This is a genomic window from Pseudomonas sp. GW101-3H06, assembly GCF_059424605.1.
In genome coordinates, this window is sequence record NZ_JBWKZO010000001.1 from 2,298,819 (window position 1) to 2,321,897 (window position 23,079).

General features: G+C 60.9%; 18 protein-coding genes and 3 tRNA genes. 20 read left to right on the forward strand and 1 reads right to left on the reverse strand.

Features of this window, described 5'->3' with window-relative positions; all coding sequences use genetic code 11:
- Positions 1-62 precede the first annotated feature (62 nt).
- From AC07ZE_RS10440 to AC07ZE_RS10535, 20 genes are all read left to right on the forward strand, one after another.
- Positions 63-830: a class I SAM-dependent methyltransferase gene (locus AC07ZE_RS10440; RefSeq protein WP_207264057.1), complete on the forward strand. Its 768-nt coding sequence runs from the start codon at positions 63-65 to the stop codon at positions 828-830.
- A 52-nt stretch (positions 831-882) separates the two neighbouring features.
- Positions 883-1,965, forward strand: coding sequence for a 3-isopropylmalate dehydrogenase (gene leuB / locus AC07ZE_RS10445; protein WP_095193305.1), 1,083 nt, complete (start codon positions 883-885; stop codon positions 1,963-1,965).
- A 68-nt stretch (positions 1,966-2,033) separates the two neighbouring features.
- Positions 2,034-3,146 carry an aspartate-semialdehyde dehydrogenase gene (gene asd / locus AC07ZE_RS10450; protein WP_046026895.1) on the forward strand — a complete coding sequence of 371 codons (1,113 nt, stop codon included), beginning with the start codon at positions 2,034-2,036 and terminating at the stop codon, positions 3,144-3,146.
- A gap of 239 nt (positions 3,147-3,385) precedes the next feature.
- Positions 3,386-4,396, forward strand: coding sequence for an aspartate-semialdehyde dehydrogenase (locus AC07ZE_RS10455; protein WP_137807449.1), 1,011 nt, complete (start codon positions 3,386-3,388; stop codon positions 4,394-4,396).
- 207 nt (positions 4,397-4,603) lie between these two features.
- A complete protein-coding gene (locus AC07ZE_RS10460) occupies positions 4,604-7,483 on the forward strand; it encodes a motility hub landmark protein FimV (protein WP_207264059.1) in 2,880 nt (959 codons plus the stop codon).
- 310 nt (positions 7,484-7,793) lie between these two features.
- The gene (gene truA / locus AC07ZE_RS10465) at positions 7,794-8,618 is read left to right on the forward strand and encodes a tRNA pseudouridine(38-40) synthase TruA (protein ID WP_095193691.1); all 825 of its coding nucleotides are present in this window, start codon (positions 7,794-7,796) and stop codon (positions 8,616-8,618) included.
- A gap of 63 nt (positions 8,619-8,681) precedes the next feature.
- Positions 8,682-9,299, forward strand: a complete 618-nt coding sequence (locus AC07ZE_RS10470; RefSeq protein WP_137807447.1) for a phosphoribosylanthranilate isomerase — start codon at positions 8,682-8,684, stop codon at positions 9,297-9,299.
- Positions 9,300-9,491: 192 nt separating this feature from the next.
- Positions 9,492-10,412: an acetyl-CoA carboxylase, carboxyltransferase subunit beta gene (accD, locus tag AC07ZE_RS10475; RefSeq protein ID WP_137807446.1), complete on the forward strand. Its 921-nt coding sequence runs from the start codon at positions 9,492-9,494 to the stop codon at positions 10,410-10,412.
- Positions 10,409-11,716, forward strand: a complete 1,308-nt coding sequence (folC, locus tag AC07ZE_RS10480) for a bifunctional tetrahydrofolate synthase/dihydrofolate synthase (RefSeq protein ID WP_207264061.1) — start codon at positions 10,409-10,411, stop codon at positions 11,714-11,716. Before accD ends, folC begins: the two co-directional genes overlap by 4 nt.
- A complete protein-coding gene (locus AC07ZE_RS10485) occupies positions 11,700-12,386 on the forward strand; it encodes an SPOR domain-containing protein (protein ID WP_207264063.1) in 687 nt (228 codons plus the stop codon). The genes folC and AC07ZE_RS10485 overlap by 17 nt, the downstream gene beginning before the upstream one ends.
- A 98-nt stretch (positions 12,387-12,484) precedes the next feature.
- Positions 12,485-13,045, forward strand: a complete 561-nt coding sequence (locus tag AC07ZE_RS10490) for a CvpA family protein (RefSeq protein ID WP_095193312.1) — start codon at positions 12,485-12,487, stop codon at positions 13,043-13,045.
- A 41-nt stretch (positions 13,046-13,086) separates the two neighbouring features.
- Positions 13,087-14,592, forward strand: coding sequence for an amidophosphoribosyltransferase (gene purF, locus AC07ZE_RS10495; RefSeq protein WP_207264065.1), 1,506 nt, complete (start codon positions 13,087-13,089; stop codon positions 14,590-14,592).
- Between the two features lie 73 nt (positions 14,593-14,665).
- A complete protein-coding gene (locus AC07ZE_RS10500; protein WP_207264067.1) occupies positions 14,666-15,877 on the forward strand; it encodes an O-succinylhomoserine sulfhydrylase in 1,212 nt (403 codons plus the stop codon).
- Positions 15,874-16,647 (forward strand): SDR family oxidoreductase, encoded by a 774-nt coding sequence (locus AC07ZE_RS10505; protein WP_207264068.1) that lies wholly within the window; start codon positions 15,874-15,876, stop codon positions 16,645-16,647. Before AC07ZE_RS10500 ends, AC07ZE_RS10505 begins: the two co-directional genes overlap by 4 nt.
- Positions 16,648-16,857: 210 nt before the next feature.
- Positions 16,858-16,933 (forward strand) — tRNA-Val (locus AC07ZE_RS10510).
- Between the two features lie 53 nt (positions 16,934-16,986).
- Positions 16,987-17,063 (forward strand) — tRNA-Asp (locus AC07ZE_RS10515).
- Between the two features lie 108 nt (positions 17,064-17,171).
- A tRNA-Asp gene (locus tag AC07ZE_RS10520) sits at positions 17,172-17,248 on the forward strand.
- A 249-nt stretch (positions 17,249-17,497) separates the two neighbouring features.
- Positions 17,498-18,007 (forward strand): sigma-70 family RNA polymerase sigma factor, encoded by a 510-nt coding sequence (locus AC07ZE_RS10525; protein ID WP_207264070.1) that lies wholly within the window; start codon positions 17,498-17,500, stop codon positions 18,005-18,007.
- Positions 18,004-18,948, forward strand: a complete 945-nt coding sequence (locus tag AC07ZE_RS10530; RefSeq protein WP_207264072.1) for a FecR domain-containing protein — start codon at positions 18,004-18,006, stop codon at positions 18,946-18,948. The genes AC07ZE_RS10525 and AC07ZE_RS10530 overlap by 4 nt, the downstream gene beginning before the upstream one ends.
- 66 nt (positions 18,949-19,014) lie before the next feature.
- The gene (locus AC07ZE_RS10535) at positions 19,015-21,438 is read left to right on the forward strand and encodes a TonB-dependent receptor (protein ID WP_207264074.1); all 2,424 of its coding nucleotides are present in this window, start codon (positions 19,015-19,017) and stop codon (positions 21,436-21,438) included.
- 190 nt (positions 21,439-21,628) lie between these two features.
- Here AC07ZE_RS10535 and aldA read toward each other — a convergent pair whose 3' ends face one another.
- The gene (gene aldA, locus AC07ZE_RS10540; RefSeq protein ID WP_207264076.1) at positions 21,629-23,062 is read right to left on the reverse strand and encodes an aldehyde dehydrogenase; all 1,434 of its coding nucleotides are present in this window, start codon (positions 23,060-23,062) and stop codon (positions 21,629-21,631) included.
- Between the last annotated feature and the right edge of the window lie 17 nt (positions 23,063-23,079).

The following is a 23,079-nucleotide window of genomic DNA, read 5'->3' on the forward strand; positions in this document are numbered from 1 at the left end:
CCTGCTCGCGAAGAAGCCCGAACAAGCACCGCAAGACTAAACCCTGAAAAAGGAAGTCACCCATGACCAGCACTGCCCAACACAGTCAGGTAGTCCAGAAGCAATTCGGTGAACAGGCCGCGGCCTACCTGAGCAGCGCCGTTCACGCTCAAGGCACCGAATTCGCACTGCTGCAGGCCGAATTGGCGGGGCAGGGCGATGCCCGTGTGCTGGACCTGGGCTGCGGCGCCGGTCATGTCAGTTTTCACGTGGCTGCGTTGGTGAAAGAAGTCGTGGCCTACGACCTGTCGCAGCAGATGCTCGACGTGGTTGCCGCTGCCGCGGTCGATCGTGGGCTGAGCAACGTGTCCACAGTCCTTGGCGCCGCCGAGCGCCTGCCATTCGCCGATGGCGAGTTTGATTTCGTCTTCAGCCGGTATTCGGCACATCATTGGAGCGATCTCGGCCTGGCCCTGCGGGAAGTTCGCCGGGTGCTGAAACCCGGTGGTGTGGCGGCGTTCATCGATGTGTTGTCACCGGGCAGCCCGTTGTTCGACACTTACCTGCAAAGCGTCGAAGTGCTGCGTGACACCAGTCATGTGCGCGATTATTCCGCCGGTGAGTGGTTGCGCCAGGTCAGTGAGGCAGGGTTGCACACCCGCAGCACCACGCGTCAGCGGCTGCGCCTGGAATACAACTCCTGGGTCGAACGCATGCGTACGCCGCAGGTGATGCGCGCGGCGATCCGCGAATTGCAGCAGTCGATGGGCAACGAAGTACGCGAATATTTTGAGATTGAGGCCGATGGTTCGTTCAGCACAGATGTGCTGGTCCTGATGGCCGAACGATAAGAATTTTTCCGGGCGCGCCCCTGGGCGCACCGACTGATGACATGAGGAAAGCATGAGCAAGCAGATTCTGATTCTCCCAGGTGACGGTATTGGCCCGGAAATCATGGCCGAAGCGGTCAAGGTTCTGGAACTGGCCAACGACAAGTTCGCCCTGGGCTTCGAGTTGAGCCACGACGTGATCGGTGGCGCGGCCATCGACAAGCACGGCGTGCCGCTGGCCGACGAAACCCTCGAGCGTGCCCGTGCGGCCGATGCGGTGCTGCTGGGCGCCGTGGGCGGTCCGAAATGGGACACCATCGAGCGTGACATCCGCCCTGAGCGGGGTCTGCTGAAAATCCGTGCGCAACTGGGGCTGTTCGGCAACCTGCGTCCGGCGATCCTGTACCCGCAATTGGCCGAGGCTTCGAGCCTGAAGCCGGAAATCGTGTCCGGCCTGGACATCCTGATCGTTCGCGAACTGACCGGCGGCATCTACTTCGGCGCGCCACGCGGCACCCGTACCCTGGAAAACGGCGAACGTCAGTCCTACGACACCCTGCCGTACAGCGAAAGCGAAATCCGTCGCATCGCCCGTGTCGGTTTCGACATGGCCATGGTGCGCAACAAGAAGCTGTGTTCGGTGGATAAGGCCAACGTACTGGCATCCAGCCAGTTGTGGCGTGAAGTCGTCGAGCAAGTGGCCAAGGATTACCCCGAAGTCGAACTGAGCCACATGTACGTCGACAACGCCGCCATGCAGCTGGTGCGCGCACCGAAGCAGTTCGACGTGATCGTTACCGACAACATGTTCGGCGACATCCTGTCTGACCAGGCGTCGATGCTCACCGGTTCCATCGGCATGCTGCCGTCGGCGTCCCTGGACACCAATAACAAGGGGATGTACGAGCCGTGCCACGGTTCGGCACCGGACATCGCAGGCCAGGGCATCGCCAACCCGTTGGCGACCATTCTGTCGGTCTCCATGATGCTGCGTTACAGCTTCAATCAGCAGGCCGCGGCCGATGCCATCGAGAAAGCCGTCAGCCTGGTGCTGGATCAGGGCTTGCGCACGGGTGACATCTGGTCGACCGGTTGCACTAAAGTCGGTACGCAGCAAATGGGTGACGCAGTAGTCGCCGCGCTGCGGAATCTGTAATCTCTCGGGCCCGCTGCCCATTTCACCCCCGAAAGCAGCGGCCCACATTTCAAGAAGGTGTAGTTGCGATGAAACGTGTAGGTCTGATCGGTTGGCGCGGTATGGTCGGTTCCGTGCTCATGCAGCGGATGCTGGAAGAGCAGGATTTCGATCTTATCGAGCCGGTGTTTTTCACCACTTCCAATGTCGGTGGCCAAGGCCCGTCCGTGGGCAAGGACATTGCTCCGCTCAAGGACGCTTACAGCATTGAAGAGCTGAAAACCCTTGACGTGATTCTGACCTGCCAGGGTGGCGACTACACCAGCGAAGTCTTCCCCAAGCTGCGCGAAGCCGGCTGGCAGGGATACTGGATCGACGCCGCTTCCAGCCTGCGCATGCAGGATGACGCGGTCATCGTGCTGGACCCGGTCAACCGCAAGGTCATCGACCAGCAGCTGGACGCGGGCACCAAAAACTACATCGGCGGCAACTGCACCGTCAGCCTGATGCTGATGGGGCTGGGCGGGCTGTTCGAAGCCGGCCTGGTGGAGTGGATGAGCGCCATGACCTATCAGGCGGCTTCCGGTGCCGGCGCGCAGAACATGCGTGAGCTGATCAAGCAAATGGGCGCAACCCACGCTGCTGTCGCTGATCAACTGGCCGACCCGGCCAGCGCGATCCTCGACATCGACCGTCGTGTCGCCGAAGCCATGCGCAGCGACGCGTACCCGACCGAAAACTTCGGTGTACCGCTGGCCGGCAGCCTGATCCCGTGGATCGACAAGGAACTGCCGAACGGTCAGAGCCGCGAAGAGTGGAAGGCCCAGGCCGAGACCAACAAGATCCTCGGTCGCTTCAAGAGCCCGATCCCGGTGGATGGCATTTGCGTGCGCATCGGCGCCATGCGCTGCCACAGCCAGGCCTTGACCATCAAGCTGAACAAAGACGTACCGATCGCCGACATCGAAGGATTGATCAGCCAGCACAACCCATGGGTCAAGCTGGTGCCGAACAACCGCGATATCAGCATGCAGGAGCTGAGCCCGACGAAAGTCACCGGCACCCTGAACGTACCGGTCGGTCGTCTGCGCAAGCTGAACATGGGTTCGCAATTCGTCGGCGCGTTCACCGTTGGCGACCAGCTGCTGTGGGGCGCGGCCGAACCGCTGCGTCGCATGCTGCGGATCCTGCTGGAGCGTTGATCGACTGAAGCAATGAAAGAGCCCGCGCCTTGAAAGAGGCGCGGGTTTTTTTATGGATTTATGGTGTCTGTTCCGGTCTCTTCGCGAGCAGGCTCGCTCCCGCAGGGTTTGGTGATTTCCCTGTTGGAGCGAGCCTGCTCGCGAAGGCGGTATGACGGGCGCCGCGGATCCTGTCGAATTGCCTGCATGCCCACCACCCGGTAAAGTGCCGCTCCCCCCGTTTCGCCAGAGGTAAAACCATGAGCCAGTCCTTTGATATTGCCGTGATCGGCGCCACCGGTACTGTCGGCGAAACGCTCGTGCAGATTCTTGAAGAACGCGACTTTCCGGTCGGCAACCTGCACCTGCTGGCCAGCAGCGAATCCGCCGGCAGTTCAGTGCCGTTTCGCGGCAAAAACGTGCGGGTGCGAGAAGTCGATGAGTTCGACTTCAGCAAGGTCCAACTGGTGTTCTTTGCCGCTGGTCCGGCGGTAACCTTGAGTTTCGCTTCGCGTGCCACGGCCGCCGGCTGCTCGGTGATCGACTTGTCCGGCGCATTGCCCGCCGATCAGGCGCCGCAAGTGGTACCGGAAGCTAATGCACACGTGTTGGCCAACCTGAAAAAACCGTTCCAGATCAGCAGCCCGAGCCCCTCGGCCACCACCCTGGCGGTGGTACTGGCACCGCTGCTGGGTTTGCTCGATTTGCAGCGCGTCAGCCTGACGGCGAGCCTTGCAGTCTCTGCCCAGGGGCGTGAAGCCGTCACCGAGCTGGCGCGCCAGACTGCCGAACTGCTCAATGTGCGTCCTCTGGAGCCGACATTCTTCGACCGGCAGATGGCCTTCAACCTGTTGGCTCAGGTCGGCAAGCCGGATGAACAAGGCCATACGCTGCTGGAAAAGCGCCTGGTGCGCGAGCTACGCCAGGTCATGGCGCTGCCTGCATTAAAGATTTCTGTCACTTGCATTCAAGCCCCGGTGTTTTTTGGCGATAGCTTTAGCGTGACCTTGCAGTCGGCGAGTGAGATCGACCTGGCCAAAGTCAACGCCGCGCTGGAAGACGCCCCCGGCATCGAGCTGGTCGAAGCCGGCGATTACCCGACACCGGTCGGCGACGCGGTAGGGCAGGATGTGGTCTACGTTGGTCGGGTTCGCCATGGTATCGACGACCTGTCGGAACTAAATGTGTGGCTGACGTCAGATAACGTACGCAAAGGCGCCGCGCTTAATGCTGTGCAGTTGGCCGAATTGTTGATAAAAGACCTGCTGTAAAAGATACTTGGCGACAAATTTTCGAATGGTTTCGGGCGAGCGCCATGCTTGGCCGGAATGCTGAAGGCGAGTCACCCAGTGGGGCTTTCCGGGGCATGCACGAAACAATCGCGCGCGACGACCCTTCGCCGCCGCGCGCCATGCCTTACGGCAGCGGCAATCAATACCTTCTCGCTGGCCGAGGAATGTTCAAACTAAGGATGAGCTATGGTTCAAGTTCGCAAACTGGTGTTAGCAATAGCGGCCGCCTCGGCGCTGTCCTCCGGTATGGCGCATGCCCTCGGACTCGGGGAATTGACCCTGAAGTCGACGCTGAACCAGCCGCTGGTGGCGGAAATCGAGTTGCTCGACGTCAAGGAACTTACCGCTGCCGAAGTGGTGCCGAGCCTGGCGTCACCTGAAGATTTCGCCAAGGCCGGTGTCGATCGCCAGGCGTTTCTCAACGACCTGACCTTCACCCCGGTGTTGAACGCCAGCGGCAAAAGCATCCTGCGTGTGACCTCCAGCCAGCCTCTTTCCGAACCGATGGTGAAATTCCTGGTTCAAGTGATGTGGCCCAACGGTCGTCTGCTGCGCGATTACAGCGTGCTGCTCGATCCGTCCAAATTCTCGCCGCAAACCGCTGAAGCGGCTGCGCAGCCTGTACCAACGCAAGGCACAACGCCGGTCACCGGTGCGACCCAGCCATCCCAATACACCACTTCGGCGCGCGATACCCTGTGGGAAATCGCCGCGAAGACCCGTAACGGCGGGTCGATTCAACAAACCATGCTGGCCATTCAGGCACTGAACCCGGATGCCTTTATCGACGGCAACATCAACCGCCTGAAAACCGGGCAGGTGCTGCGTCTGCCGGATCAGTCGCAAAGTGCCAGCCTGCCGCAGTCCAAGGCCATCGCTGAAGTGGCTGCTCAAAACACTGCCTGGCGTCAGGGGCGTCGTTATGTGCCCAAGCCTGGAACCGGGCAGCAACAACTCGATGCCACCAATCGCGGTCGCGGTGAAGCAGTGTCGACGCAAGCCGGGCGGGATAATCTGAGCCTGGTTTCTGCCGAGTCCGCAAAAGCCCGTGGCAAAGGTCCAGCCGGTGATGCCAAGGCCTTGAGCAACAAGCTGGCCGTCACCCAGGAAAGCCTCGATACGACCCGTCGCGACAACGAGGAACTGAAAAGCCGCATCTCTGATCTGCAAAGTCAGATGGACAAGCTGCAACGCCTGATCGAACTGAAGAACAATCAACTGGCCAAGCTGCAGGCCGAAGGCGCCGCGGGTGCGCCGGACGCCGCTCCTGCCGCGACCGCTCCGGCGATCACCGCTGAGCTGGCAGCCAGCTCTGGGGCAGCGCCTGTGGAATCTGCGCCTGCAGCATCGACTCCGGCCACGCCTGAGACCGCGGCTTCGGCGGAGCAACCAGCCGAGGCTACATCGCCGACCTCCGACGAGCAGAAATTCAACGAATTGCTGACCAACCCATGGCTGTTGGGTCTGGCCGGTGGCGGGGCAGTTGTGGTGTTGCTGTTGTTGCTGTTGCTGGCCCGTCGCCGCAAAGCCCAGCAGGAAGCCGAGAAGCATCTGCGCATGGCCCGCGCCTTGGCCGAAGAGCAGCCGTTTTCCGCCGATCTCGATCTGCCGGAAAGCAGCTTCGAAGGTCTGGAAGTTCCACCGCCGAGCGTGAAGCGCGCTACCGTGCCGCCGCCTGCGCCTGCGCCTGCGCCGGCGCCGGCGCCGGTAATTGCTCCGGTCGTGGTGACGCCGCCGATCGCCGCACCGCTGGTGGCACCGGCTGCCGAGCGTTCCGACGATGTGTTGGGCCAGGCTCAGTCGCATATCGCCGCCGGACGTCTGAATCAGGCTGCCGCGTTGCTGGAAGAGGGTGTCAAGCAAGCGCCGCAGCGCAGTGATTTGCGCCTGAAGCTGATGGAGGTCTACGGCTTGCAGGGCGACCGCGACGCATTCGTTATTCAGGAGCGTCAACTGGTAGCCAATGGCGACAATTTCGCCCAGGTCGAAAAACTGAAAAACCGTTTCCCGGCCATGGCGCTGGTCGCCGCCGGTGGTATTGCTGCCGCCGCCGCTGCTGCCGAATTGGACGCGCAATACGTCAAGGACCTGCTGCTGGACGAGCCGCAAGCTCGCGCAGAGGTATCGACTGATGACGATTTCGACAGCGCTTTCGATCTGAGCCTGGATGATCTGGACAACATTACGCCAGCAGCGCAACCGGAAACTGAGCCCGAACCGCAAGCTCTGGCCTCAATTTCGACCGATGACGATTTCGACAGCGCTTTCGATCTGAGCCTGGATGATCTGGACAACATTACGCCAGCAGCGCAACCGGAAACTGAGCCCGAACCGCAAGCTCTGGCCTCAACTTCGACCGATGACGATTTCGACGGTGCGTTCGATCTGAGTCTCGACGATCTGGACAACATTACGCCGGTGGCCGTTGCACCAGCCTCGCAGCCCGAGCCTGAGCCTGAGCTGGAAGTTGCTGCAAACCTGGACGAGCTGGAAGACTTCCCGCTGGACGACGACCTGAGCTTCGAGTCGGTGCTGCAGCAGCAGACTGAAATCAAGGAAAACCTCGACGATCTGTCGGCCTTCGATCTGGACATGGATCTCGGTGGCGAGCCTTCGCCAGCGATCCAGGCCGAAGACGAATTCCTGCTGAGCCTGGACGACGACGTCAAGGATCTGCCTGCCGACGGGGCGCCGACGGCTGCGCAAGCAACGCTGGACGATCTGGAGCTGCCGGCCGATTTCGATCTGTCCCTGGCTGACGAGATGGATGCTCCAGATGCATTCGCCGCCGAGCTGGATGACGTCAATTCCGAGCTGGATCGCTTGTCCCAGAGCCTCAGCGAGCCAACCTTCACCGTGGACGACGCCCTGGCGACCGTGGACGACGAGCAGGAATTCGATTTCCTGTCCGGCACCGACGAAGTCGCCACCAAGCTCGATCTGGCTCAGGCCTACATCGACATGGGTGACAACGACGGCGCCCGGGACATCCTCAATGAGGTGGTGACCGAAGGCGACGATGGCCAGAAGAGCGAAGCCAAGGAGATGCTTGCGCGACTGGCTTGAGTGATCGACTCGTTATAAGCAAAGCGGCAGCCCGGTGGGGCTGCCGTTTTTGTTGGTGTCGATAGTGTGTGAGGGTGTCTGCCGGGCTGCTATCGCGAGCAGGCTCGCTCCCACAAGGAATGGCGTGAGACACAAATGATGGGCGCTCCCGATCCACTGTGGGAACGAGCCTGCTCCCGAAGAGGGCGTCACATTCAACACCGCACCGACTGTTGTAGTGGCATCCCCGTCCCGCAGCCTTATAATGCCCGCCATTGCGTACATCAGCAGGCTGTTCCCCTTGGCAAACATAGATAACCCGGCCGCCGAAATGGCGGCCGACGGCTTTTTCCGGATCGCGTTGGGCGTTGAATACAAAGGCTCGCGTTATCGCGGCTGGCAGCGCCAGGCCTCCGGTGTGCTCACTGTGCAGGAAACCCTCGAAAACGCCCTGTCCAAAGTCGCCGACTCTCCCGTGTCGCTGCTTTGCGCCGGGCGTACGGATGCCGGCGTGCATGCCTGTGGCCAGGTGGTGCATTTCGATACCCAGGTCGAACGGTCGATGAAAGCCTGGGTCATGGGCGCCAACATCAACTTGCCGCACGACGTCAGTGTCAGTTGGGCCAAGGTCATGCCGGCGCATTTTCATGCGCGGTTCAAGGCCATCGCCCGGCGCTACCGCTATGTGATCTACAACGATCAGATCCGTCCTGCGCACCTCAACGAAGAAATCACCTGGAACCACCGCCCGCTGGACGTCGAGCGTATGGCCGAGGCGGCTCAATACCTGGTGGGAACCCATGACTTCAGCGCCTTTCGCGCCGGTCAGTGCCAGGCCAAGTCGCCGATCAAGCAATTGCATCACCTGCGCGTCACGCGCCACGGCAAGATGATCGTGCTGGATATCCGCGCCAATGCCTTCCTGCACCACATGGTGCGCAACATTGCCGGTGTACTCATGACCATCGGCGCTGGCGAGCGTCCGGTGGAATGGATGAAGGAAGTGCTGGAGAGCCGGATCCGCCGTACCGGTGGGGTGACGGCGCATCCGTTCGGGTTGTATCTGGTGCAGGTCGAATACCGTGACGAGTTCGAATTGCCCGAGCGATACATCGGGCCGCACTTCCTGACCGGTTTCTCCGAACTTGACGGCTGACGCCCTCGAACGCTTTTGTTACCATCCGGGACTTTCTCGGATTTGCCGTGGGGTTTTCTCGACATGTCAGCCGTTCGCAGCAAGATTTGCGGGATTACCCGCATAGAAGATGCGTTGGCAGCGGTCGAAGCCGGGGCCGATGCCATCGGATTCGTGTTTTATGCCAAGAGCCCGCGGGCGGTTACGTTCCAGCAGGCGCGCGCAATCATCAAGGCGTTGCCGCCGTTCGTCACCACCGTGGGTTTGTTCGTCAATGCCAGCCGTTGTGAGTTGGGGGAAATCCTCGACGCCGTGCCGCTGGACCTTTTGCAGTTCCATGGTGATGAAAGCGCTGAAGACTGCGAAGGCTGGCATCGTCCGTACATCAAGGCATTGCGGGTCAAGGCCGGTGATGACATCGCAGCAGCCTGTGCTGCGTATCCAGGCGCCAGCGGTATTCTGCTCGATGCTTATGTAGAAGGAATTCCTGGTGGAACCGGCGAAGCGTTCGACTGGTCATTGATACCGCAGGGCTTGAGCAAGCCAATCATCCTGGCGGGTGGCCTGACCCCGGATAACGTTGCCGAAGCGGTGGCGCGGGTTCGGCCTTATGCCGTGGATGTCAGTGGCGGGGTAGAGGCGAGCAAGGGCATCAAGGATCACGCGAAGATCAAGGCGTTCATCAAAGCGGCACGCGGATGATGTGACGGCTGGCACACTGCCGCCGTCCACTGCACTGTACAAAAACGGCTGAGGATTGATGGGTCGTACGCAGGTCACGCTTCACTGACCCGGCCATCCATCAAACATCGCCGCATATATGAATTTAGCTCAAGGGCATACGCGGGGCTGCGAACCAGAGCGTTCGAGCCGCCGGTACTGGAGAAAGAAAGCATGAGCAACTGGTTGGTAGACAAACTGATCCCTTCGATCATGCGTTCCGAGGTCAAAAAGAGCTCGGTGCCTGAAGGTCTTTGGCACAAATGCCCGTCTTGCGAGGCTGTGTTGTATCGTCCGGAGCTGGAAAAGACCCTGGACGTTTGCCCCAAGTGCAATCACCACATGCGTATCGGCGCACGCGCCCGTATCGACATTTTCCTCGACGCTGAAGGTCGTGCCGAGCTGGGTGCGGACCTGGAGCCGGTCGACCGTCTGAAATTCCGTGACGGCAAGAAGTACAAGGATCGCCTGACCGCAGCGCAAAAGCAGACCGGCGAAAAAGACGCCCTGATTTCCATGAGCGGCACGCTGTTGGGCATGCCGGTAGTGGTTTCGGCGTTCGAATTCAACTTCATGGGTGGTTCGATGGGCGCCATCGTCGGCGAGCGCTTCGTGCGCGCCGCCAACTACGCCTTGGAAAAACGCTGCCCAATGATCTGCTTCTCCGCCTCCGGCGGTGCGCGGATGCAGGAAGCGCTGATCTCCCTGATGCAAATGGCCAAGACCTCCGCGGTACTGGCGCGTCTGCGTGAAGAAGGCATTCCGTTCATCTCCGTGCTGACCGATCCGGTCTACGGCGGTGTTTCCGCCAGTCTGGCGATGCTGGGCGACGTGATCGTCGGCGAGCCGAAAGCCCTGATCGGCTTTGCCGGTCCGCGCGTCATCGAGCAGACCGTGCGCGAAAAACTGCCGGAAGGTTTCCAGCGCAGTGAATTCCTGCTGGAACACGGTGCGATCGACATGATCATTCACCGTCAGGAACTGCGTCCGCGCCTGGGTAACCTGCTGGCGCAAATGATGGGCCTGCCGACGCCGAAGTTCGTCGCCGCGCCGATTGAACCGATCGTCGTTCCACCGGTGCCTGCCAACATATGACCGAACGTACCCTTGGCGAGTGGCTCGCCTACCTTGAGCAGTTGCACCCTTCGGCCATCGACATGGGCCTTGAGCGCTCGCAACAGGTAGCGTCCCGCATGGGACTGGGCAAGCCGGCGCCTCGGGTGATCACGGTCACCGGCACCAACGGCAAGGGTTCGACCTGTGCCTTCGTAGCGTCTTTGCTGCGAGCTCAGGGCCTGAACGTCGGTGTCTACAACTCGCCGCACCTGCTGCGTTATAACGAGCGGGTGCAGGTCAACGGCGTCGAGGCTACTGACGCCGAGCTGTGCCAGGCCTTCGCTGCGGTGGAGGCGGGGCGTGGCGATACGTCCCTGACTTATTTCGAGATGGGCACCCTGGCGGCCTTCTGGCTGTTTCAACAGTCCGGGCTCGATGCCGTGGTGCTGGAAGTCGGTCTGGGCGGTCGTCTGGACACCGTCAACGTGGTAGACGCCGACATGGCGCTGGTCACCAGCATTGGCGTCGACCATGCGGATTATCTGGGTGATACCCGTGAGTCCGTGGCCTTCGAGAAGGCCGGCATCTTCCGTCAGGGCGCGCCTGCGCTCTGTGGCGACCTGAATCCTCCGCAACCTCTGCTGGATAAAGCGCGCGAGCTCAACTGCCCGTTTTTCCTGCGTGGGCGCGATTTCGACCTGGGGATTACCGACCACAACTGGCAATGGCGCGGCCTCGACACTCAGGGTCGTGTGGTCGAGTTGCATGATTTGCCCTTGCTTGATCTGCCGATGGAAAACGCCGCATTGGCGTTGCAGGCCTATCTGCTGCTCGGATTGCCTTGGCTGGATGCGCAAATCATCGAAGCGCTGCAAGCCATTCGCGTGGTCGGTCGTCTCGATCGCCGGCAGTTTGACTGGCAGGGCAAGCGTCTGAATCTGCTGCTGGATGTGGGGCATAATCCACATGCGGCTGAATATCTGGCCCGGCGTCTGGCCAGTCGTCCACCTGTCGGCAAGCGCCTGGCAGTGTTCGGTTTGCTGGCGGACAAGGATCTGGATGGTGTAATTGACGAGTTGGGTGCTAGTGTCGAGCACTGGGCCGTCGCACCGCTGGATTCGCCGCGGGCACGACCGGCTGTCGAGCTCTATGAAGCGTTGCGCAAACGCGGTGCTTCGGTAATGTCTTATGACAGCGTGGCCGCCGCCCTGGAAGGGCAGTGCGCGCTGGCGACGAGCAACGACGAAATTCTGTTGTTCGGATCATTTTATTGTGTCGCCGAGGCCCTGGATTGGCTGGCTCGGCGCTCCACGGAGGAAGCGGCAAATGGCATTGCTGGATAAAGCCTACAAACAGCGCATGGTGGGCGCCCTGGTCCTGGTGGCATTGGCCGTGATTTTCCTGCCGATGCTGTTTTCCCGTCAGGATGAGCAGCGCCAGATAACGGTCGAGGCCCCGGCTGCGCCGCAAGCGCCAGCGATGCCGCAAGTGCAGGTTGAACCGGTAGTGGTGCCTGAACCCCAAGCCTTGCCACAGGAACCGGTGCCGAGCGACGACGATATCGCTCAGGACGTGCCTGCAGCGCCTGCAGCGCCGGTCGCACCGGCTGTGTCCGCTGTACCGGCACCAGCTGCCAAACCGGTCACACCGCCTGCTCCGACACCGGCACCGGTCCCGGCGCTGGCTGCCAAGCCCGCGACGGCGCCTGCCCAACCGATTACGGCTGCTCCTGGCAAGCCGGACACCACGCAGAGTCGCGTCGATGCCAATGGGTTGTCGGTCAGCTGGTCGGTGCAACTGGCCAGCCTGTCCAACCGTGAAAGTGCGGAAAAGCTGCAGAAAACCCTGCGCAGCCAGGGTTACAACGCTTATATCCGTTCTGCCGACGGCAAGAACCGGGTGTTTGTCGGACCGCTGATCGAGCGCGCCGAGGCCGATCGCCTGCGCGACTTGTTGAACCGCCAGCAGAACCTCAAGGGATTTGTGGTGCGCTTTCAGCCAGAACGCGGCTAAATCTATCGACCCGATTTGAAATGCACTGACAATCGCAGCTTACCGATAAGCATGGGCTCTGCTAAAATGCGCCGCCTTATCCGTCTGTAGGCTGCACTGTGCCATTTACCTGGGTTGACTGGGCGATCGTTGCAATCGTCGCCATCTCCGCATTGATCAGTCTGAGCCGCGGCTTCGTCAAAGAAGCACTGTCGCTGGTGACCTGGATCATCGCAGGAGTCGTTGCCTGGATGTTTGGTGGCTCATTGTCCGAGTACCTCGCCGGATACATCCAAACGCCATCAGCCCGTGTGATCACGGGTTGCGCAATAATGTTTGTCGCCACGTTAATTGTAGGCGCAATGATCAATTATCTTATCGGCGAATTGGTACGCGTCACCGGGCTGTCCGGGACCGATCGATTCCTCGGCATGGCCTTTGGCGCCGCGCGTGGCGGGCTGCTGGTGGTCGTGGCGGTCGGGCTGTTGAGCCTGGGGCCGGTACAGCAGGACGAGTGGTGGCAACAGTCGCAGCTCGTGCCAAAATTTCTATTGGTCGCAGACTGGTCCAAAAACCTGATTCTCGGGTGGAGCAGTCAGTGGCTTGCCAGCGGAATCAGCGTACCCGCTGATATACCGTTCAAGGAGCACCTCTTGCCGACGGCCAAAACGCCTCAGTGAGTTGTGTTCAGTTCAGATCCATTAAGTAGGGGTTGCGTCGCATGTGTGGCATCGTCGGTATCGTCGGTAAGTCGAACGTCAATCAGGCGCTGTATGACGCGCTAACCGTCCTCCAGCACCGCGGCCAGGACGCTGCCGGTATCGTGACCAGCCATGATGGCCGGTTATTCCTGCGCAAGGACAATGGCCTGGTGCGTGACGTGTTCCAGCAGCGTCACATGCAGCGCCTGGTCGGCCATATGGGCATCGGCCATGTGCGCTACCCGACCGCGGGCAGCTCGACGTCGGCCGAAGCCCAGCCGTTTTACGTCAACTCGCCTTACGGCATCACCCTGGCGCACAACGGCAACCTGACCAACGTTGAACAACTGGCCAAGGAGATTTACGAATCCGACCTGCGCCATGTCAACACCAGCTCCGATTCGGAGGTGCTGCTTAACGTGTTCGCACACGAACTGGCCCAGCGCGGCAAGTTGCAGCCGACCGAAGAAGACGTCTTTGCCGCCGTGACTGACGTGCACAACCGTTGCGTCGGTGGTTATGCTGTCGTTGCGATGATCACCGGCTACGGCATCGTCGGTTTCCGCGATCCGCACGGCATCCGTCCGATCGTGTTCGGCCAGCGTCACACCGACGAAGGCGTCGAATACATGATCGCCTCCGAGAGCGTGTCCCTGGACGTACTCGGTTTCACCCTGATTCGCGACCTGGCACCGGGCGAAGCGGTCTACATCACTGAAGATGGCAAGCTGCACACCCGTCAGTGCGCGACCAACCCGTCCCTGACCCCGTGCATCTTCGAACACGTCTACCTGGCGCGTCCGGATTCGATCATCGACGGCGTGTCGGTGTACAAAGCCCGTCTGCGCATGGGTGAGAAACTCGCCGAGAAGATCCTGCGCGAGCGTCCTGATCACGATATCGACGTGGTCATCCCGATCCCGGACACCAGCCGCACCGCGGCCCTGGAGCTGGCGAATCACCTGGGCGTGAAATTCCGCGAAGGCTTCGTGAAGAATCGCTACATCGGCCGGACCTTCATCATGCCGGGCCAGGCAGCACGGAAAAAATCCGTACGCCAGAAGCTCAACGCCATCGAACTTGAATTCCGCGGCAAGAACGTGATGCTGGTAGACGATTCCATCGTGCGCGGCACCACCTGCAAGCAGATCATCCAGATGGCACGCGAGGCGGGCGCCAAGAACGTTTACTTCTGCTCCGCCGCACCGGCCGTGCGCTTCCCGAACGTCTACGGTATCGACATGCCGAGCGCCCACGAATTGATCGCCCACAACCGTTCGACCCAAGACGTGGCGGACCTGATCGGTGCCGACTGGCTGATCTATCAGGACCTGCCTGACTTGATCGAAGCGGTCGGTGGCGGCAAGATCAAGATCGAGAAGTTCGATTGTGCGGTGTTCGACGGCCAGTACGTGACCGGCGACGTTGACGAGGCTTACCTGAACAAAATCGAGCAGGCACGTAACGATGCCTCCAAGGTCAAGACGCAGGCAGTCAGCGCGATCATCGATCTGTACAACAACTGAGTTTCTACCGGCCCTGAGGGGCCGGTTTTGTATCTGGCTTTTAATTTTCGAGAATAAGGAAAGGAGTGACAGCATGAGTCAGGATTGGGATGCCGGTCGGTTGGACAGCGACCTCGAAGGCGTAGCGTTCGATACCCTGGCCGTACGTGCCGGTCAGCACCGTACGCCGGAAGGCGAGCACGGTGATCCGATGTTCTTCACTTCCAGTTATGTGTTCCGCACCGCCGCCGACGCGGCCGCGCGCTTTGCCGGAGAAGTGCCGGGCAACGTCTACTCGCGTTATACCAACCCGACCGTGCGCGCCTTCGAAGAGCGCATTGCCGCCCTTGAAAGCGCCGAGCAAGCCGTTGCCACTGCCACTGGCATGGCCGCGATCATGGCGGTGGTGATGAGCCTGTGCAGCGCCGGCGACCACGTCCTGGTGTCGCGCAGCGTATTCGGCTCGACCATCAGTTTGTTCGAGAAATACTTCAAGCGTTTTGGCGTCGAAGTCGACTATGTGCCACTGGCGGACTTAGCCGGCTGGGACACGGCGATCAAGCCCAACACCAAGTTGTTGTTCGTCGAATCGCCGTCCAATCCGCTGGCTGAGCTGGTGGACATCGCCGAACTGGCGAAAATCGCTCACGCCAAGGGCGCGATGCTGGTAGTCGATAACTGCTTCTGCACCCCGGCCTTGCAGCAGCCGCTGAAATTGGGCGCGGACATCGTTGTGCACTCGGCGACCAAGTTCATCGACGGCCAGGGCCGTTGCATGGGCGGTGTCGTGGCCGGTCGCAGCGAGCAAATGAAAGAAGTGGTGGGTTTCCTGCGTACCGCCGGGCCGACCCTGAGCCCTTTCAATGCCTGGATCTTCCTCAAGGGCCTGGAAACACTGAACCTGCGGATGAAGGCACATTGCACCAACGCCCAGCAGCTGGCCGAGTGGCTGGAGCAGCAGGACGGTATCGAGAAAGTCCATTACGCCGGGCTCAAGAGCCATCCGCAGCACGAATTGGCCCAGCGTCAGCAAAAAGGTTTTGGCGCGGTGGTGAGTTTCGAAGTCAAGGGCGGCAAAGAGGGTGCCTGGCGCTTTATCGATGCAACCCGACTGATTTCGATCACCGCCAACCTGGGTGACAGTAAAACCACCATCACGCACCCGAGCACCACTTCCCACGGCCGTCTCGCGCCGCAAGAGCGTGAAGCCGCGGGCATTCGTGACAGCCTGATCCGCATCGCGGTCGGCCTGGAAGACGTGGCGGACCTGCAAGCCGACCTGGCGCGCGGCTTGGCTGCCCTGTGATCGAGTTGTCCACGCCATCGGGCTCCAATGGCCGTGTAGCCCTGGTCACTGGCGCTGCACGGGGCATCGGTCTGGGCATTGCGGCCTGGTTGATCAGCGAAGGCTGGCAAGTGGTGCTGACGGATCTGGACCGGGTGCGCGGATCGAAAGTGGCGAAGGTGCTTGGTGAGAACGCCTGGTTCATCGCCATGGACGTCTCCAATGAGGCGCAGGTTGCATTGGGTGTTGCCGAGGTATTGGGGCAGTTCGGTCGTCTGGATGCGCTGGTGTGCAACGCCGCGGTTGCCGACCCGCACAACATCACCCTGGAAAGTCTCGATCTGGCTTACTGGAATCGGGTATTGGCGGTCAATCTCAGTGGGCCGATGTTGTTGGCCAAACACTGTGCGCCGTATCTGCGAGCCCATAGCGGGGCGATCGTCAATCTGGCCTCGACTCGTGCCGGGCAGTCGGAACCCGATACCGAGGCGTATGCGGCGAGCAAGGGCGGCCTGTTGGCCCTGACTCACGCATTGGCCATCAGTCTGGGGCCGGAGATTCGCGTCAATGCGGTCAGCCCGGGCTGGATCGATGCGCGGGACCCTTCGGTGCGCCGTGCCGAGCCGCTGACCGATGCCGATCACGCCCAGCATCCGGCGGGCAGGGTAGGGACGGTAGAGGACGTGGCGGCGATGGTGGCCTGGCTCCTGTCGAAGAATGCCGGTTTCGTCACGGGGCAGGAGTTCGTGGTGGACGGTGGCATGACCAAGAAGATGATTTACAGCGAGTAACTCAGGCATTGATGTTGAATGTGCCGCCGTCTTCGCGAGCAGGCTCGCTCCCACATTAGAAATGCGATCCGTTGTGGGAGCGAGCCTGCTCGCGAAAGCGGTCGACGCAGTACCGATTGAAAGAATTTTGTCTTTTTCAGAAAAACTTCAATCCTGCTATTGACTTAGGTTCGCTACCTGCGTAAATTTCGCGGCCTCGGAGATGCAAACGGGTGATTAGCTCAGCTGGGAGAGCGTCTGCCTTACAAGCAGAATGTCGGCGGTTCGATCCCGTCATCACCCACCACTCCCGAGAGTCTTGCGGAAGCAAGATGGAAGCTGAAATGCCTCCACCGACGCGCAGCGGTAGTTCAGTCGGTTAGAATACCGGCCTGTCACGCCGGGGGTCGCGGGTTCGAGTCCCGTCCGCTGCGCCATATTTTACGAATCGGATTCATTCGGTTCGTGGTTGACTGATTTAGTGCCTAATAGGCGCAGAAGCTTTCAGCCAAACGAGTTACCTGGACGCAAGTCCACAGCGATACGCAGCGGTAGTTCAGTCGGTTAGAATACCGGCCTGTCACGCCGGGGGTCGCGGGTTCGAGTCCCGTCCGCTGCGCCATATCTGCTTCAAGGCCCACTGAACGCCTTGGCGCTACGAAGAAAGCCGGTATTGGCTACTTCGAGTCGATAGCAAAGACCCTGGTCGAAAGACCGGGGTTTTTTGTGTCTGAAATTCGGCATTTCTCTCCTTTCGCTCTTAACGCCTGATCTTTCTGCGCGTTCGCTGCATAAAGCACTTGGTTCGTCACTGCGATATTAATTAGAATCACTCTCATTTACGATAACTCCTGGCACAGGGCTTCTTGAGATGAGTGATGTGGCGATGCCGAAGGAGCAAACTCTCCACGATCTGTACCGCGATCACCGTGGCTGGCTTGAAAGCTGGTTGAGACGCCGTATGGGCAACGCGTGCGATGCAGCGGATCTCAGCCAGGATACGTTCCTGCGTTTGCTCGCCAGCTCTCAGCGGATCGCCGATCTGCATGAGCCCCGTGCCTACCTGCTGACAGTGGGCAAACGCCTGCTGAGCAACTTCTATAAGCGCCGCAGTCTGGAGCAGGCCTACCTGAGTGCCCTGGCATCGCTGCCTGAAGAGTGTGTGCCATCCCCCGAGCAGCGCTGGTTGCTGCTGGAAACCCTGCAAGCCCTGGATGAACTGCTCGACGGATTACCCAGAGCGGTTAGACGGGCGTTTCTCTGGAGCCAGCTCGAAGGCTTGAACTACCAGCAAATCGCCGAGCGCTTGCAGGTTTCAGAGCGCACGATCAAACGCTATATGGCGCAGGCCTACGAGCATTGCCTGTTGGTGGAGCTGTGAGCGGCCCGGCGCCCGATGTGCGTCAGGCTGTGCGTGCCGCCGCGCAGTGGCTGGCGCTGCTGGAATCCGGTGGCGCCACTGAACAGGACCGGGCGAATTTGCAGCGATGGCGTGACAGCTGCCGCAGCCATGAGCTTGCCTGGCAGAAGGCGCAAGCCTTGCGCCAACGCTTTGCCGATCTGCCTTCAGCCTTGGCCCTGAGCAGTCTCGATCGTCACGATCCAGCGCGACGCGTGGTGCTCAGGCGCGCATTAGGCGCGGTGGCGCTGGTGCCGGCGGCCTGGCTGATCAGTCGGCAATTGCCGCTGGAGGTCTGGCGTGCCGACCTGCACACCGCCACAGGTGAACGCAAACAGGTGCAACTGGCCGATGGCAGTTCCCTTGAACTCAATACCGCCAGTGCCGTCGATGTGGATTTGCCGAGCCGTCGGGTGAAGTTGGTGGAGGGTGAGATGTCGCTGAAGGTGTCGGGCACCTCGCCGCTGACGATTCAGACCCGGTTCGGACAAGTGATCGTCAGTCAAAGTGAAGTCTGCGTCCGCCAGAACGCGAGTAATTGCCGGGTGTCGGTGTTCAACGGAGTCGTGCAGTTGCAGCCGTTGCAGGACGCCTCGCTGACATTGCGAGCGGGACAGCAGATCAACCTGCAAGCAACCGGCGCCTCAGGGATCGAGCCGTTCGATGTGCTGCAACCCGGTTGGCGCGAAGGCGTGTTGATGGCGAGGAACCAGGCGCTGGGGGATTTCCTGCGTGAACTCGACACTTATCGGCCAGGTGTGTTGCGTTGGGAGCCGGAGCTTGAAGCACTGCGGATCACCGGCAGTTTTCGCCTGGACGACACTGATCGCATCCTCGCGCTGCTCGCGGCCAGCCTGCCGCTGGAGGTGCAAACGCGTACCCGTTACTGGGTGACGTTGGTGGCGCGTAAAAAAATTGTCTGAAGCCTGTCCCCTTTTTTCGACTCGCTTGTCATTCAAGGCAACTGAACGAACAAGAGAGCTTCTTCAATGCCCGCAGTAAAGCCCTGCTGTCCGCGTCCGGCGTCGTCCGGTCTGCGCCCTCTGTTGCGCCTGAGCCTGATGTTGAGTCTGAGCGCCAGCCCTTTTTTCATTATCAACAGTTGGGCTGAAGACGCGGCCCGCCGCAGTTATCAGGTACCCGCCGGCAGCCTGAGCGATGCGCTGACGCGGTTCGCCGGTCTGGCCGGGGTCAACCTGTCGGTCGATCCGGCGCTGGTCAGTGGTCGCAGCAGCACCGGCCTGTCGGGAGAGTATGGCGTGGAAGAGGGTTTTGCCCGGTTGCTGCAAAACACCGGCCTGCAATTGCAGCCGGTGGGCGTGCAGGCATACATCCTGATGCCGGCGCCATCAGGCAGCAGCCTGCAACTGGGCGCCACCTCGATTCTCGGTGCCATCGACCCGGTGGACGGCGATCCGTATGCCGGCGGCCAGGTTGCGCGCCGTGGCTCGCAAGGCTTGCTCGGCTCGAAAGATTTCATGGAAACGCCGTTCAGCATGACCACCTACACCAGTGAGGTGATCGAGAATCAGCAGGCGCGTACCCTGGGCGACCTGATCGCCAGCGACCCCTCGGTCCGGGCGACCAACCCGGCGGGCGGGCGATACGAGCAGTTCACCATTCGCGGGCTCAGCCTGTTCAACAGTGATGTTTCCTATAACGGTCTTTATGGCGTCCTGCCGACCTACACGATCGACATGGCGATGGCCGACCGCGTCGACATCCTCAAAGGCCCGAGCCAGCTCATCAACGGCATTTCGCCGCGTGGCAGTGTGGGGGGCGGGATCAACGTGGTACCCAAGCGCGCGACCGACAAGCCCATCACGTCGTTCACCGCTGACTACGCGTCCGATAACCAGGTTGGCGGCGCCGTGGATGTTGGCCGGCGCTTTGGTGAAGACAACCAGTTCGGTCTGCGTTTCAACGGCGTGAAGCAGTCCGGTGACACGGACTGGGATCATCAGAGTGTCGATCGCGAGATGGCGGTGCTGGGTCTGGATTTCCGCGGCGAGCGGCTGCGGCTCTCGACGGACATCGGCCACACCGAACGTGACACCGACGCGCCGCAGGAGCGCGTCCAGGTCGGCGCCAACGCACAGGTGCCGCATGCCAGCGATGTCCGCCACAACTATGCGCAACCCTGGAGTCAGGCACGTACCTCGGACACCTTCGGCACGGTGAACGGCGAATTCGATGTCAACGATTCCGTCATGCTCTACGGCGGTGTGGGCGCGCGCAAAAGCAACCATGATTTTCTCCGGCATGCCGTGGCGGTCACCAACGATGCCGGCGATTTCAGCGTCTTGCCCCGTGACTTCACCCGTGACGAAAATATCCGCACGGCCACGGCGGGCGTGCGCAACTGGTTCCACACCGGCCCGGTGAGCCATGAAGTGAACCTGGCTGGCAGCTACTTTTACATGGACTTCGAAAACGGAGGCGCCCGATATGCTGCAGCGCCCAGCAACCTCTATCACCCTGTGGAAACACCAACACCAGTACGACCTACGCGCCAGGACGCAGAGGTCTACACCGAGAACCGCTTCAGCAGTGTGGCGTTGTCCGACACCCTGGGTTTCTTCGATGACCGGCTACTGCTGACCCTCGGCGCCCGCTGGCAGCGGGTGAAGGTCGACGACTGGACCGATAACGTCAAAGGCGACACGGCCTACGACGAGGAAAAGGTTTCACCGTCGGGCGGCATCCTGTTCAAGGCCACCGACAAATTGTCGCTGTATGCCAATTACCTGGAAGGCCTGAGTCAGGGCAAAATCGCGCCGTCGACCTCGGTGAACGAGGACGAAATCTTCCCGCCGTTCATCAGCCGCCAGGTCGAGGTCGGTGCCAAGTATGACGCCGGTGCCTTCGCCGTCACCGCCGCGGTGTTCCGGATCAAGCAGCCGGCTTATGAAACCAACGCCACCACCCGGGTGTTCGGCCCGAACGGTAAACGGCAGAACGATGGTGTGGAACTGAGCGTGTTCGGTGAACCGCTCAAGGGTTTCCGTCTGCTCGGTGGTGTCATGTACATCGACAGTGAGTTGAACGACACCACCAATGGCACCTTCGACGGCAACCGGGCACCTGCCACGCCGAAATACAACGTCAACCTGGGCGCCGAGTGGGACGTGCCGAGCGTGCAGGGAGTGACCCTGACCAGTCGCGGTATCTACTCCAGCTCGCAGTACCTGGACCCGTCCAACAACAAGGAAATCGATGCGTGGGAGCGGTTCGACGTGGGTGCACGCTATGCGTTCAAGGTCGATGAAACGAACGTTACCGTGCGTGCAAATGTCGAGAACGTGGTGGACAAGCGTTATTGGAGTTCGGCCGGGGCGTCGGATGACAGCGAGCCAGGGTTGACGCTGGCGACGCCGCGAACCTACCTGCTGTCGGCGACAGTCGATTTCTGAATTGCTGTGGGAGCGAGCCTGCTCGCGAAGAGGGCGTGTCAGTCGCTATTCGTATCGTCTGACGCTGCGCTTTCGCGAGCAGGCTCGCTCCCACAGTGGATCTGCGTCGTACACATATTTGTGATCAACAGAGATCTAATGCGGGAGCGGGCTTGCTCGCGAAGGCGGCATGAGCAACACCGCCGAGGGTTCAGCCTTGGAGATACACCGCATGGGTATGGGTGTACTCATACAACCCATGCTTGCCATCCGCGCCACCGATTCCGGATTTACGCACGCCGGCATGGAAGCCTTGCATGGCCTCGAAGTTCTCGCGGTTGACGTAGGTTTCGCCAAAATCCAGTTCGCGCATGGCGTGCAGGGTTTTGCTCAGGTCGCGGGTGTAGACCGATGAGGTCAGGCCATATTCGCAGTCGTTGGCCAGGGCGATGGCTTCGTCCAGGTCATCGACGATCTGGACCGGCAGCACCGGGCCGAAAATCTCCTTGCGCATGATGTCCATGTCGGCACGGCAACCGGCCAATACCGTGGGCTGGAAGTGAAAGCCATTCGGCAGATCGGCAATCTGCCCGCCACTGATCAGGCTCGCGCCCTGGCTCAATGCGGTGCGGACTTTGCGGTTGACGCTGTCCAGGCCCTGACGGTTGATCAGGGGACCCATTTCCACATCGGGTTGGGCAATCGGGTCGCCGTAGCGTGTAGCGCTCATCGCCGCCGCGATACGCTCGATGAACTGATCCGCCACCTTGCGCTCGACATACACTCGCTCGGCACAGTTGCACACCTGTCCGCTATTGATGATGCGCGAATCACGGATGGCCTTCACCGCCAGGTCCAGGTCGGCATCCGCCAGCACGATGGCTGGGGCCTTGCCGCCCAGTTCCAGGTTGAGCTTGGTGATGTTCGGCGCGGCGGCGGCCATGATCCGCGAGCCGGTGTCGACGCTGCCGGTGAAGCTGATCATGTCCACGCCCTTGTGCGCACTGAGTGCCGCACCGACCTGGCCGTCACCGCACACCACGTTGAACACGCCGGGTGGTAGATCGGTTTCGGCGACCAGTCGGGCGAACTCAAAGCAGTTGTTCGGGGTTTCTTCGCTGGGCTTGATAACGATGGTGTTGCCGGTCAGCAAGGCCGGGGCCATCTTGCGGGCGATCAGGAAGAACGGGAAATTCCACGGCAGAATCCCGGCCACCACGCCCAGCGGTTTACGGAACAGGAAGATGTTTTCATTGTGGCGGTCGCTGGTGATGATTTCGCCTTCGATGCGTCGCGCCCACTCGGCCATGTAGTCGAGGTAGTCGGCGGTGAAATTCACTTCGACTTCCGCCAGGCCGCTGATCTTGCCCTGTTCCAGAGTGATGGTGCGCGCCAGGTACGCAACGTTTTCCCGCAGCTTGGCGGCGATCCTACGCAAATAGCCGGCGCGGTCATTGGCCGGTTTGCGGGACCAGTCCTTTTGCGCGGCGCGGGCGGCGGCGAGGGCGCGCTCGACGTCTTCGGCTGTCGAGGCCGGGACTTTCGAGAGCACCGCGCCGGTGGCCGGGTTGATCACATCCAGATGGGCGGCGCTGGCCACGAACTGGCCATTGATGAAGTTTTCATAGACAGGCACGGACGACATGGGACGACTCCTTGGCT